We start from the raw sequence: 13776 nt of genomic DNA, 5'->3' as shown, positions 1-13776 counted from the left end.
AACGATGAAAGTGGGGTTTTATCAATTTGCAGTCAACTATGGCGACCCTCAATGCAACCGGACAATCATAGAAAAAACCTTATCAAAGGCTGACTTTGATCTCATCGTCTTACCCGAATTATGTACTTCAGGTAGCCTCTTTCTTTGCCACACTCATATGGAGGAAATGGCAGAGGAGTTATCCGAGAGCACAACTATCAGCCTGCTTCAATCTATCGCACAACAGCAACACGGTACTATCATCGCAGGCATCATTGAAAAGGCAGGCTGTGAGCACTTTAATAGTGCGGCTATAGTGGGTCCAGAAGGGATTGTTGGCGTACATCGCAAGGTTTTTTTAGCACCGCCCGATAAGCGCTTTTTTCAATCAGGTAATGCATTCAAAGTGCACGAAGTAATGGGTATTAAAGTGGGTATTTTATTATGTTACGACATCTGGTTTGAAGAGGGGCTGATGCAACTCACCGAGCAGGGCGTACAGCTCATTGTGAACCCTTCAAATTATTGTGGCGAAGACAGCCTTGATACAATCATAAAACAAGCCAAGAAGTATAAAGTCCATATTATGTCAGCCAATCGCCTAGGAATGGACCACAGCAATGGCACGGGAATTCAATTTATCGGCCAAAGCCTTCTTGTGAGCCCTAATGGCGAGGTACTTATACTCGGCGATGCAAGAGAGCAGCTTATCACAACCGAAATAGACTTCTTGACCCCGTCATAAAGGTAACGAGAATTATCACCGTCAGAAGCTGCTCAATTTTGGTTTTGCATCCACTGCAATTCTTGATATTATCGCAACTCGTTGGGGAGTAGCCTGCTTCCAATGCTCGGAAGAGTCCGTATCAACATAATTGGCCACATGCCATGGTGCGGACACCTCTCGGTTGGCGAGACCATCGATATATCCATGCCTGTGGTCGGGCGTGTGGATGTATCGTGGACTCAAATCGCCCGACCGGAGCAATGTAAATGAATTTCGTCACCCTGCTACTGTTAGCATACGCCATGTCTACCGATGCGTTTGCCGCGGCAATCGGTAAAGGCGCCAGCCTAAAATCACCTCGGCTTACCGAAGCCATAAAAATCGGCCTTATTTTTGGGATTATTGAAGCCAGTACACCGCTGATTGGCTGGTTAATAGGACAATCTGCAGCTGGCTATGTCGAGGCTTGGGATCATTGGATTGCGTTTATCTTATTGTTAGGACTTGGCGCTCATATGATTTATGAGAGCCTTAAGGGTGACGATGATGCACCAACTCAACACGCAAAGCAGCCTTGGTTAAAAACCATTATCACAGCGTTTGGCACTAGCATTGATGCGATGGCTGTCGGTGTCAGTCTCGCATTTGTTGATGTGAATATATGGCTCGCCGCTGCGCTCATTGGCCTTGCCACCACCATGATGGTAACAATTGGGGTGATGATTGGGCATTCGGCTGGAAAGTTTCTTGGTAGTCGAGCTGAAACCTTTGGAGGGGTGACCTTAATCTGTGTGGGAACTTGGTTGCTATATAGCCATCTTTCGATTTAATCTGACTCGCAGAAAGAGCGGTATATTTACCGCTCGCTTACTTATCCCTTTACCTTAGGGCTAATGGCTTTTAAGCCTTTTTAATCGCTTTTTTCAGCTTTTTGATTTTCGCTTCATGCTTTTCAATCTTTGCTTTACGCGCTTTCAGCTCTTTTTTAAGCGCTTTAACATCGCTTTTCTTCGCCATAACTAATCTCCTTTGGTTGTTTTGCGAACACCTACTACCATAGCAAAGTGACTGACAATATCAAACTACACCTGCGCTACTGCGTTACCTGCAATCTAATAGTGGTAATTTTGACCAAATACTATTTTGTACAACTAAATATTAGTAAATAAATAGAGTAAGTTGATATTAAAAAATACTAACCAATTGTTTTATAAATGATTTAATGTTGGCTTGGTTGTTGCTACTCTAACCACAAATCAAGAGAACGGAACCAACCATATGTCTGTACCATTAAAAGATAGACCTCTCGAATCCGTCAGGGAAGAGGTGATTGACCAGTTAATTCTAAATTACAGCCACGGTGAGCTTTCGGCTGATGCATTCGAGAGACGATTGGATAAAGCATACGCTCTGAACGAACAAGAACAAATTGCAGCACTTAGTGCTGATTTACCGCTCAAGTCGGATGCAAGATATCACAGCGAAAAAGCCGCTCGTTTGGGTCCAAAATTTACCTCAAGCGTAGATGGTGCTGAGGCAATAAGCATTACCTCTATACTTAGTTCCAACCATCGCAGTGGCGAGTGGGTCGTACCTAAAGAGATCCACCTAAAAAACTACCTTGGCAGCTTGGAACTAGATTTTAGCAACGCAATTTTTAGTCACCCTGAAGTACATATTTATATAGATTGCATTTTAGGCAGTGACGAAATTTTTGTACCAGACACGGTCGATGTCGTCACCGATATTCGTAATATTATGGGTTCAGTAGAAAACACAAGAAATACGCTTGCATCTGCAGGGCAGGTGAAACAGCGTCCACGAATTTATATTCACGGCAGAATGATTTTGGGTAGCATTGAAGTTAGTGTAAAGCGCTCGATGAAAGCGCAAATAAAGCAATTTGCCGACGGCCTTAAATCCCTATTTGGTGACGGCACGAAATCCAAAAGCTAAAGCTTAATAAAAAACCCCTTGGTTCAGGGGTTTTTTATTATCCAAATAGCAGAGTAAACTTTTTACTTCTCTACCGGAAAGCCTCTATCACGCATTAGCGCCTCAACTTCAGCGTCACGGCCTCTAAACTTGCGATACGCTTCTGCTGGATCCATTGAGTTGCGAACTGAGAATAGGTAATCCACTAAACGCTGTGCAACGTCTTTGTCGTAGAAGCCACCTGGCGCTTCAGCAAACGCTTCTGCTGCATCAGAAGTTAATACCTCAGCCCACAGGTAACCGTAGTAACCCGCAGAATAACCTTCACCTGAGAATACGTGACCAAAGTGAGTTGTACGATGACGCATCACTACCTCGTCCGGCATGCCAAGCGCACCTAACTGAGACTTTTCGAATGCAACAGGATCGCCAATCTTGTCAGGATCTGTGGTATGGAAAAGCATATCCATGATAGCCGATCCAAGGTATTCAGTCGTCGCGAAACCTTGGTTAAAGGTTGCTGACTTCTTGATTTTCTCGATTAGCGCTTTAGGCATAGGTTTGCCTGTTTTATAGTGAACCAAGTAACGATTGATCACTTCGTCCGTTGCCAACCAACGCTCCAATAGCTGAGATTGGAACTCAGTGTAGTCGCGCACACCAGAGTTTGAACTTGGGTACTTCACGTTTGATGAAAGCGCATGCAGCGCGTGACCAAACTCATGGAAATAGGTTTCTGCATCTGACCAAGAAATTAAGGTCGCTTCACCTTCAGGTGCTTTCACAAAGTTGGAGTTGTTTGAGCTAAGCACATTTGTTTTACCATCAAATGTTGTATGGCTACGATATGATATGGCCCACGCACCAGAGCGTTTACCTTTACGTGCGAACGGGTCTAAATACCAAAGGCCGATATTATCACCGGTGGTTTTGTCTGTTACTTCCCATACACGAACGTCAGGGTGGAACACTGGTACTGAGCCCTTAGGCACTTCGGTGAACTCAAAGTTAAACAAACGGCCTGCAACATAGAACATTGCTTCGCGCAGATTGTCTAGCTGTAAATAAGCTTTAACTTCGTTTGAATCCAATTGATATTTAGCTTGGCGAACCTTCTCGGCGTAGAAACGGTAATCCCATGGCTTGATGGTGATATCGGCGCCTTCTTTGTCGGCGATCGCTTGCATGTCAGCAACTTCTTCTTTCACGCGGGCAATTGCTGCTGGCCACACTTTTTTCATCAGCGCCATCGCGTTTTCAGGCTTTTTCGCCATGCGGTCTTCAAGACGCCACTGCGCGTAATTATCGTAACCCAGTAAGTTAACGCGCTCATGTCTAAGCGTTAAGATGTCAGAGATAATCGCTTTGTTGTCGTACTCACCACCGTTGTTGCCGCGGTTATAGTAGTTGTTCCATACTTTCTCGCGTAACTCACGCTCTGTTGAGTAGGTTAAAAATGGATCCATTGAAGAGCGAGAGTTTGTAATCGCATACATATCCGCCTTGCCGCGTGCTTTTGCAGCAGCCGCTGCCGATGCAACAAACGACTCGGGCAAACCTGACAACTGCGCTTTAGTGAGGTAAACCACGTAGTTTTCTTCATCTGCAAGGACGTTATTTGCAAACTTAGTATGTAGCTTTGATAGCTCAAGATTGATGTCTGCGTAACGCTTAGCGTCTTCACCTTTTAGCGTCGCACCATTGCGAGCAAAGCCGTTATAACGCATCCAAGTGATACGCTGCTCTTCAGCAGTTAACTTTTTATATTCAGCGCCTTCATATACTGCTTTTACGCGTTCAAAAAGCGCTTGGTTTTGGGTAATTTTAGAGCTGAACTCTGAAAACTTAGGCACAACTCGCGATTGGATTTCTCTAAACTCTGGGCTTGAAATGTTTGCACTCCAAAGACCATAGTAGGTAAAAACGCGATCCAAAGCGGCACCCGCTCTTTCTAGTGCAACAATGGTGTTCTCAAAAGTTGGCTTAGCTGGATTATTGGCTATTGCTTCAATTTCTTTCAAATTATCAGCCATACCAATTTCAAGCGCGGCTTCTAAATCTTCAAGCTTCATTTTGTCAAAATGAGGAACGCCTTGATAAGGACCTGAAAACTCCTGTAAAAGCACGTTATCATATTGCTTACTTTGCAGTGATTTTACTGGCTCTTGGCTTTGGTCTGCAGTGCCCGCACAACCCGCAAGGGCTAAACATACGGCTGCACTTAATAATGTGATGGAAGGTTTGAACATTTTGTTTCATCGCTTGTTGTTATCGTGGGTAAGATATTACGGATCGTCTCTAAAAGTGCAATCGCTTTGCGGGAGAAACAAGGTTCTCTGCGATGGAGCAGAAAAGCTTGAGTTCATAGTAGCTTAAAGACACTAAAACGACAGTGAGTAGAGTTTTTTCATGGGTTGTTACAATTTATCTTGAAAATTTAACTAAAATCAGCCAAGTTAGTAAAAAACTGATCTGTGAGAAAAAATGATGGAAGTTGGTATTTTTATCTATGACGGTGCGGAGTGTTTAGATTTTTGTGGCCCGTTTGAGGTATTCAACACCGCAAAGCGATTTATCGAAACGCCGATTAACGTCAGCCTTGTCGCACCAAGTCATGTTCCTGTTACCTCGCGTGGCGGTATGAGTGTAAACCCCCATTACAGTATCTATTCGCATCCAAAGTTTGATTTGCTCATCGTAGTCGGCGGACTTCATCACCAAATTTGCGGAGATCACAACGTACTTAATTGGCTTGCAGAAACAGCGAATCATACCTCTCAGTGCGCATCTGTTTGTACAGGTGTGTTTTTATATGCCGAAGCAGGCCTTATTGATGGCAAGCGAGTCACCACCCACTGGCAGGATATCGACGATTTGAGAGAGCAATATCCCTCTTTAGAAGTCGTTGAGGACGTAAGATTTATGATGGATCAGAATTTTACTAGCTCAGCGGGTATTTCGGCAGGTATAGATATGAGTTTAGAGCTGGTGAAAAAACGCTTTGGGCAATCTGTTGCAAGAAAAACCGCAACCCAAATGGATTATGACTGGCCTAGAAGTTAATAATGGTGAATAACCTCACCATTATTCAACCAAGGCCTTACTCACTTTAGCCACTGTTGATATCTACGAACTCTAGCTCACTCACGCGTTTTTTAGCAAATACGACGACTTTATCGTATTCACTTTGCGCTTGTTCCAAGTGTGATTTACACTGCCCAGCTTGGTGTTCACGCGCATAAGTCTCTATTTTATCAAGCAGATCAAAGAGTGCTTCTGCGGCTAAATCACCAGCTTGACCTTTAAGTGCATGGCTGTATTTTGCCGATGCATCGCAATTACTATTTTTGATACTCAATCTAAGCTGTTGCATTTGATTTTCAGAGTCGTTCAAGAATAAGGTGTACACCTTTTTAAGTAATTCTTCGTCCCCAGAGAGGCGCTCGAGCACGTCAGCTTCGTTTATCGGCAGGCTTATTTGCTCTTCTGCCATGCTTTCAAACGGGTGAATAAGCACAGAATCATCATCCTTAGCATGCACACCTAGCGCATCTAGCACGTCAAATAACTGTTCGACGACCACAGGTTTAGTCACAAACTCATCCATTCCTGCATTGAGACAACGTTCTTTTTCACCCGCAAGGGCGCTGGCAGTCATCGCAATAATGATCGCATCTTTATACTTATCACCACCTTGACCTTGACGGATCGCTCTTGTGGCCTGATACCCATCCATTCCTGGCATATTACAGTCCATAAAGATAGCATCAAAATCAACCTCTTGATGCTCAAATAACAGTAGCTTGTTCACAGCATCTTGACCATCAACGGCAAAGCTCACCTTAGCTCCTTGTCCTTCCAAAATACCTTTTGCCACAATCCGGTTGATTTGATTATCGTCTACCACCAAGAAGTGACAGCCCGCGACCAAGTTACCACTTAACGCGACTGTCTCACCTGACTTCTTCAAGCTAGGCTGTAATCGAATTGCCTTATTTAAGTCAAATAGCGCGACAAATTCTCCAACCCGAAGAGGTGAAGAGATATGCACTATGTTATCAGCATCGTTAATATTCTGAAGTTCATCCCCCACTAAAATAAGTTTCTCAAAATGATTTTGAGCTGATTTCACTTGAATATAATCTTGCTCATTGGTAATGATGCATATATCACTCTGCATCTCTTTCTCAAGGTACTTACCACCGCATTTAGCGATAAGCTTAGCAACAGTCTCTGACTCCAATTTGGTTTCACTGAACACAGAGACTGTTTTACCGGCCAATACTTCAGGCACGTTGGTGGGTTTAGTTTGCGCACTAGAAAACGGTAATTCAAACCAAAACTTGCTGCCTTTAAACTTTTCACTCTCAAAGTGAATATGGCCGAGCATCTTTTCGACTAACTGCTTACAAATAGAGAGTCCAAGGCCTGTGCCTCCAAACTCGTTCGAGGTATTAGCAGATTCTTGACTAAACGATTGAAATAGCTTGTTTTGATTAGCTTTTTCAATTCCAACTCCAGTGTCTTCCACAGTGACTTTAAGCCATACCGTGTCGTCTAACTGTTCGGTGGTAACGGTCAATTTCACATGACCTTTTTTAGTAAATTTAATTGCGTTACTGAGGAGGTTATAAATTATTTGTTTAACGCGCGCCGCATCACCGCACAGTTCAATATGCGCTAAACCAGTTTGGTCCAAAATATAAGTGATATCCTGTTCTTTGGCTTTCGCCGACATAGATAGCGCGACATGCTCAATGACAGAGAGCGGGTTGAATGGTTCATTATCGATATCCAGCTTACCCGCTTCTATCTTCGACAGGTCCAGTACATCATTAATTAACGACAAAAGCGTAGTCGAGCTCGTTTCCATCATTTCTAGGTACTTATGTTGGTGCTTAGTAACGGGCTCTTTTCTCACCAAGTTTAGTGATCCTAAAATCCCATTGAGAGGCGTCCTCATTTCATGGCTGATAGTGGAAATAAATGCACTTTTCACTTCTGACGCTTTCGCTGCTTTATCCCGAGCGTCCACCAGCTCTTTGGTACGCTCCTTCACCTCTTGCTCCAGTCGTTCATTTGCACCAACTAACTGTGCTTCCGCTTCTTTTTTCACAGTGATGTCTTCAACAAATAGTGCAACCCCCTGAATGCGTCCATTTCCTGCGTAGATTGGAGACAAGCTAAGCGAAAGCCAGATGTTTTCATGGGCGTTCAAGTCTAGTTGTAATGACTTAGACTCCACCACTTCGCCCTGTAAAACCATATTGGCATAGTGAAATAAAAACTGATGCACAGCCTCTGGCAAAAACTGTGGGTTGTTACCTAAACGACTGTCATTCAGCGGCTTAAAGAAGCGCTGTGCCGACTCGTTAAAGCTGGTGAGCTTTAAGTTGCTATCAAAGCCAAGCACACCATCTGATGCACCATCTAAAATCGCCTTAAACTCTGCTCGCGTTGAATCGAGCGCACGTAAACTGCTCGTATATTGCCAAAACGCAAAAAAGACTAGAGCGAATACACCGCAGGCAATAGCGAGTAAAACATAGGTGGTTAATCGTTTTTCATTGAGGCTTTGCTGATAAACAGCAAAAGGGATAAGATTAACGAGCTTAACTTCTAAGTTGTTAAAGTTAGCCCCTTCAACCTTGCTAATGAGCGCAAGAAACTGCTCTCCCGTTGATTTTTCTTCCACCAGTTGGATTTTATTGGACCATGGCGTCACGCGATATAATGTTTGAAAGTTGATTTCGGGGTTTATATCTTTGCTGTATCGTAGCGAAAATTCAGGGTGATAAATAAATGAGTCATCTGCACCTAATAGCATCACTTTTTGCATACTTGGCGCTTGAGAGACAATCCTATCTATCATCTTTTCAGCATTGGTATTAATTACCAATATACCAAATAAGTCGTTATCTATATCGTAAGTCGGTAAAGTAAAACGTTTGGTTGGTTGAAAAGGTGTGACGACTTGTCCGTGCTCGCGATTTAAGTTGATTGTTGTGGAATAGATAGTGCGCTCTGGCAGTTGCAGTGCTTGGATAAAGTAATCACTTTCGCTCTTATCCTGTAGTTTGCTATCGGGTACAGCGATGACCTGCCCTAGCTGCCGTTCAACCCTAACCATCTCAACGCCTGTATGGGCGTCAAGTAGGCGGATTTGGTTAAGGCCATCATACGAATATAACATTGACCTAAAAATCGTACTTAGTCGTGCCCGCCAAACATCAAGCGGCGTGTTTTCTTGAGGGTCGATACCATCGTTTTTTTCCGCTCTGGCGATACCCTGAATTGGCGGGGTATCTAGCAGAAAATAAAGAAACCGGCGGTTATCGTCGATCTCTCCCAAGTAAATATTGTTTTGTGCCGAATGTACCTGCTCCAAGCGCTGATAAAAGCCCTCGTTCAGGTCACGATGGATACTGTTTTCAAAATATAAGATGGCACTCACCATCACGGCGAGCAGCAGTACAATAGCGCCCTTAGCAATATTGGAAGAAGACACATTTTCTCCTTGGACAGTGGCCTAACTGTTAGGCATAAAGACCTAAAATGCGTTTGCACTTAAGCACAAAGGGCAGCTACAAGCAAACGCATTATTAAATCTAGTCCAAATAGAAACAAAGACAAAGATTACTTACCCTGCACACGGAGGTTATTTACAACGTGATGCCTTTACGGTTATGAAAACGGTGATAATCAATGCTTGGCCCTTCTGGTACTACCTGGGTTGGATTGATCATCGTATGGCTAAAGTAGTAGTGCCTTTTAATGTGGTAAAAATCAACCGTATCTGCAATACCTTGATGTTGATATAAGTCACGCACATACGCAGAAATATTGGGGTAATCTTCGATTTGCTTAATGTTGCACTTGAAGTGACCATGGTACACGCTGTCGAAACGGATGAGAGTCGTAAATAGTCTCCAGTCGGCTTCCGTTAATTGTCCTTTCACAAGATAACGTTGCGCAGCGAGTCTTGCTTCGAGCTTATCTAGCGCGTTAAATAACGCGCTTACCGCATTGTGATAAGCATCTTGGGTTGTCGCAAATCCGGCCTTATATACGCCATTGTTGATATTGTGATAAACAAATTCGTTTATTTCATCGATTTCATGCTGTAACGCCTCTGGGTAATAATCGGTGTCGTTTCCCGTTATCTGATTAAAAGCACGATTAAACATACGAATGATTTCACTCGATTCGTTGCTCACGATCTGCTCCGTTTGTTTATCCCAAAGGACTGGCACCGTGACTCGACCCGAATAATTTGGGTCGTTTTTCGTATACAGCTGATGCATAAAACTGAGCTGATACAGGCTATCACCGACTTCTGGCCGCTGACTGGTAAAGCACCAACCTTGGTCTAACATATCAGGGTCAACAATGGATACATCAATATGCGCCTCTAAATGTTTAAGCTGTCGGAAAATGAGCGTTCTATGAGCCCAAGGACACGCAAGGGAAACATACAAATGGTAGCGTCCGGACTCAGCTTTAAAGCCTGCTTTACCCGTTGGCCCCGCACTGCCGTCTGCTGTTACCCAATTTCTTAGTTTTGCAGACTCACGCTCAAACTTGCCTTGGCTACTTTTTGTGTCATACCACTTATCGTGCCATTGACCGTCAATTAATAATCCCATGTAAACCTCCTATACAATATCGCCGAAGCGTCCTTGTTGATAATCTTTTACCGCTTGCTGAAGCTCCTCTTGGGTATTCATCACAAATGGTCCCATATGCGCTATTTTTTCATTAATCGGCTGCCCTGCGAGGATCAAAAAGCCAACATCATCCGTCGCGAGGAGATCAAGGTTTTGGCTTGGGTCAAGCTCAAGCAGCGTTTGCTCCCCATAGTTTTCAAATCTGCCCGAATGAATGTAGATCATCACCTTGCCAAACTGAACCAGTTCAAGGTGTAATTGACTACCCGCAGTTAAGGTCACATCGGCAAGTGCTCCCTCCCCAGCAAGAGACTGTAATGATGATGTAAGTACTTCGCCCTCCACTTGCCATGTGCCCGCCAGTGCTTTGAAATGACCAGCTTTTGCTATCGCTTTTTGTGGTGCAGGCTGCTCAGTTGTATCTTGATATCTAGGCGCTCGCATTTTGTCTTCTGCCGGCATATTTAACCAAATTTGAAAGCCATGCATGCCTTGTGCGTCACTTAGCGGCATTTCTGAATGCACCACACCACGCCCGGTGCTCATCCACTGCACATCACCGCTGCGAATGGCTTTAACATTACCCATTTGATCTCTATGCTCAAAGCCGCCTTTGCGAATATAGGTAAAGGTTTCAATGCCTCGGTGTGGGTGCGGTGGGAAGCCAGCCATAAAGTCACTGCGATTATCTGATTTCAATTCATCAATCATGAGATAAGGATCTAAACTCTTGCCGTCAAATCCAGCGATGCGGTTAATATTTACGCCAGCACCATCTTGTGTTGCCTGTGCTTTGTTAGTTCGGATAATTTTCATAATAGCTCTCGGGTTAACCTGAACTTGGGGTAATAAGTTCAGCGCCATAATTCAATGGTTAGCCTACCAAACCTGCGCGAGAATAAAATTAGTCAAATTTGGCTATTTCGTTCTATTACATCGAATGATTATTCCCATCTATTACAGCGCGCGGTCATACTGGTCAGAACAGTCTTTAACATTGCTCGCATCTAACAATTTTTAACAGTATTTACACAATTATCTGACAAGCTTGTGGAGCTACAATTTAACCCTTAATAGGAGCAAAGGATGAGGTCCCTAAGTTTATTGTTTGCGCTGGCACTACTTGCGGCGTGTAGTTCAACAAGTCCGGTAAGCGTAAATACGGTTGCAGGTCCCCCAACGAATCTTACGGTTGAGATCACTGATGTGACCAATACCAATGGTCAAATGCTAGTACTGCTATTTGACAACAGCGCTGACTACCACAGCGATAAAAATGTGAATGATCCAGACGCTCACTTTTTTCGCAAGCTGATTGTCACACCGCAAACTCCTACCACGACGGTCACTTTTGAAGGCGTGCCTGCAGGCCAGTATGCGATCCACGTGATCCATGACGAAGATGGTGATGGCGGCATGGATCGGATGATCTTCCCATTTACCGGCATGCCAAGTGAGCCTTATGCGCTGTCGAATAACATTCACGATAGCTTTTCAAAAGGAGATTTTGAAGAGGCTTTGTTTACAGTAAAGGCCCCTGACACTAAGATCCAACTTGCCCTCTCTACACATTTATCAAAAATGACAGGGCTGTAATGCTGAATACTCACAGGTGTTGCAATGCCTGTGAGTTCTCTTTTTAAGTTCTGACATTTGTCATTTTATTTTCTGACAACCCTCACTCACGCTTCATCTTACAGCAGCGCATACTGCAAATAGTACAGTTCAGTAGGAGCGAAGACCGTGAGCAATGCCATTGAGTTATCAAATATCAGTTTTGCATACAACAATACTAAGCCAATATTAGCAGACCTAAACCTTACGCTTGAACAGGGTAAGGTATATTCCATTCTTGGTCCAAATGGCGCAGGAAAAACCACCCTGATCAATATAATGCTTGGCAGACTAAGACCCACATCAGGACGAGTTTCAGTTCTTGGCCATCAGCCTGAGTCTGATTTTTGTCGCCAGCGCGTGGGTGCCATGATGCAGTTAGGCGGACTACCTCTGCAAACCAAGGTGAAGGAGTTTCTGGCGTTATTTGCAAGTTACCATCAAGCCCCAATTCCATTGGAGCGGCTAATTTCCCTCTGCCAATTAGCACCATTTTTAGAACAAACTTTCGATACGTTATCTGGAGGTCAAAAGCAACGACTGTTTATGGCAATTGCACTAGCAGGCAACCCCAACATTGTTTTTTTGGATGAACCTAGTGTTGGTATGGATGTTGAGTCAAGACAGCAACTGTGGCAGGCCGTACGGACGTTAAAACAACAAAATAAAACGGTACTCCTTACCACACACTATCTTCACGAGGCGGAAGCATTAGCGGATGAATTGTTAGTTTTAAAAGAAGGAAAATGTACCAAGCTTAACGACATACCTGAGCTTGCCAACACCTATCGTCGCTCACAAATCAAGTTCACCAGCGACCTGTCTGCTGCTGCACTGGTTAACGCACTTCCCATGATAGATCTGAATGTTAAAGGTGATCAGTTCACTATATTGACGGACGAGCCAAACCATATTTTGCAGCAGTTATTAGAGAAATTTTCTATCCGCAATTTGTATGTAGCCCCAATGAGCCTCGAAGAAGCTTATTTATCCCTAATGAATCCTAGGAGCGCTTAGCCATGATAAATACAGCATCCTTTATACTTGAAAGCAAAACTGAACTTTTGAGCACATTTAGAAGTAAGGGTTTTGTGATCCCAGCCACCCTATTTCCTTGCTTGTTTTATCTTTTCTTCGGCGTGGTGTTCAGTCATCATGACTCCCATAACTATATGTATATCAATTATTTGATTTTTGGCATGATAGGACCTGCGCTATTTTCCTTTGGCGTTAACGTCGCCCTTGAAAAGCAAAATGGTTGGCTGATACTCAAGCAGCTCTCTCCCGTTTCTCCCTATCAGTATCTGCTCGCAAAATGTGTGAGTGCGACGGCTTTTTCATTGCTCGTAGCCTGCCTAATGAGCTTGCTGGCATTATTTTCTGGCGTGTCTTTAAGTTTAGCTCAATGGTTACTCGTGATTGCCATTGCCCTACTCGGCACCTTGCCTTTGTGTATGTTAGGGCTGTTAGTTGGGCTGTCAGTATCAGCAAAAGCGGCACCTGCAGTGGTTAATTTAGTTTACCTACCACTCTCATTGCTTTCTGGCCTGTGGCTACCTATCACGCTATTTCCTGAAGCAATGCAATGGTTTGCTTGGCTGTTGCCAACTTTCCATATTTCTCAGTTGGCGCTTTCGACCATTGATGCCACCTTGGGTTTTCCAGTTTACCTCCATGCGGCCGTCCTAATTACACAAACGCTAGCATTATTTTTTGTCGCACAAATTAAATTTAAAAAGGCTTAACAGGACAACCAAAAAGCGCACGGTCCCAACCCTGTGCGCTTTTATTTTGTAATTACTTAACCTGAGGTTTGGATAAGGAATGTTCCAACTCATTGTTGCTAAAGCACAA

11 protein-coding genes and 1 riboswitch are annotated in these 13776 nt (G+C 43.8%); of the genes, 7 read left to right on the top strand and 4 right to left on the bottom strand.

Annotation, left to right across the window (positions count from 1 at the left end):
* Positions 1–4: 4 nt before the first annotated feature.
* From EXT48_RS20915 to EXT48_RS20905, 3 genes are all read left to right on the top strand, one after another.
* The gene (locus EXT48_RS20915) at positions 5–724 is read left to right on the top strand and encodes a nitrilase-related carbon-nitrogen hydrolase (RefSeq protein ID WP_130165644.1); all 720 of its coding nucleotides are present in this window, start codon (positions 5–7) and stop codon (positions 722–724) included.
* 71 nt (positions 725–795) lie between these two features.
* A riboswitch (yybP-ykoY riboswitch) is annotated at positions 796–936 on the top strand.
* Positions 937–972: 36 nt separating this feature from the next.
* Positions 973–1536 carry a manganese efflux pump MntP family protein gene (locus EXT48_RS20910; protein WP_039495455.1) on the top strand — a complete coding sequence of 188 codons (564 nt, stop codon included), beginning with the start codon at positions 973–975 and terminating at the stop codon, positions 1534–1536.
* A 448-nt stretch (positions 1537–1984) separates the two neighbouring features.
* The gene (locus EXT48_RS20905; RefSeq protein WP_130165643.1) at positions 1985–2662 is read left to right on the top strand and encodes a LiaF domain-containing protein; all 678 of its coding nucleotides are present in this window, start codon (positions 1985–1987) and stop codon (positions 2660–2662) included.
* 62 nt (positions 2663–2724) lie between these two features.
* Here EXT48_RS20905 and EXT48_RS20900 read toward each other — a convergent pair whose 3' ends face one another.
* Positions 2725–4890, bottom strand: coding sequence for a M3 family metallopeptidase (locus tag EXT48_RS20900; RefSeq protein ID WP_130165642.1), 2166 nt, complete (start codon positions 4888–4890; stop codon positions 2725–2727).
* A gap of 235 nt (positions 4891–5125) precedes the next feature.
* On the opposite strand from EXT48_RS20900, the gene EXT48_RS20895 reads away from it, so the two are divergent.
* Entirely contained in the window at positions 5126–5704 is a 579-nt protein-coding gene (locus tag EXT48_RS20895) for a DJ-1/PfpI family protein (RefSeq protein ID WP_239360727.1), read from the top strand.
* A gap of 46 nt (positions 5705–5750) precedes the next feature.
* On the opposite strand, the gene EXT48_RS20890 is transcribed toward EXT48_RS20895, so the two are convergent.
* The 3 genes from EXT48_RS20890 to EXT48_RS20880 all read right to left on the bottom strand — a co-directional run bounded on the left by EXT48_RS20890 (position 5751) and on the right by EXT48_RS20880 (position 11124).
* Complete coding sequence (locus EXT48_RS20890) at positions 5751–9149, bottom strand: ATP-binding protein (protein WP_130165641.1); 3399 nt, start codon at positions 9147–9149, stop codon at positions 5751–5753.
* Between the two features lie 154 nt (positions 9150–9303).
* Positions 9304–10287 (bottom strand): glutathione S-transferase family protein, encoded by a 984-nt coding sequence (locus EXT48_RS20885; protein WP_130165640.1) that lies wholly within the window; start codon positions 10285–10287, stop codon positions 9304–9306.
* A 9-nt stretch (positions 10288–10296) separates the two neighbouring features.
* Complete coding sequence (locus EXT48_RS20880) at positions 10297–11124, bottom strand: pirin family protein (RefSeq protein WP_130165639.1); 828 nt, start codon at positions 11122–11124, stop codon at positions 10297–10299.
* A 270-nt stretch (positions 11125–11394) separates the two neighbouring features.
* Here EXT48_RS20880 and EXT48_RS20875 point away from each other — a divergent pair, with 270 nt between their 5' ends.
* From EXT48_RS20875 to EXT48_RS20865, 3 genes are all read left to right on the top strand, one after another.
* Positions 11395–11904, top strand: a complete 510-nt coding sequence (locus EXT48_RS20875; RefSeq protein ID WP_069021899.1) for a DUF2141 domain-containing protein — start codon at positions 11395–11397, stop codon at positions 11902–11904.
* Positions 11905–12051: 147 nt separating this feature from the next.
* A complete protein-coding gene (locus EXT48_RS20870) occupies positions 12052–12939 on the top strand; it encodes an ABC transporter ATP-binding protein (RefSeq protein WP_130165638.1) in 888 nt (295 codons plus the stop codon).
* Between the two features lie 2 nt (positions 12940–12941).
* Positions 12942–13667 (top strand): ABC transporter permease, encoded by a 726-nt coding sequence (locus EXT48_RS20865; protein ID WP_039495447.1) that lies wholly within the window; start codon positions 12942–12944, stop codon positions 13665–13667.
* The last annotated feature ends 109 nt before the right edge of the window (positions 13668–13776 follow it).

This window comes from Pseudoalteromonas sp. CO348, from assembly GCF_004208845.1.
Taxonomy (GTDB): Bacteria; Pseudomonadota; Gammaproteobacteria; order Enterobacterales; family Alteromonadaceae; genus Pseudoalteromonas; species Pseudoalteromonas maricaloris.
The sequence above is the reverse complement of the archived record's forward strand: the minus strand, read 5'-3'. Positions and strand labels throughout refer to the sequence as shown.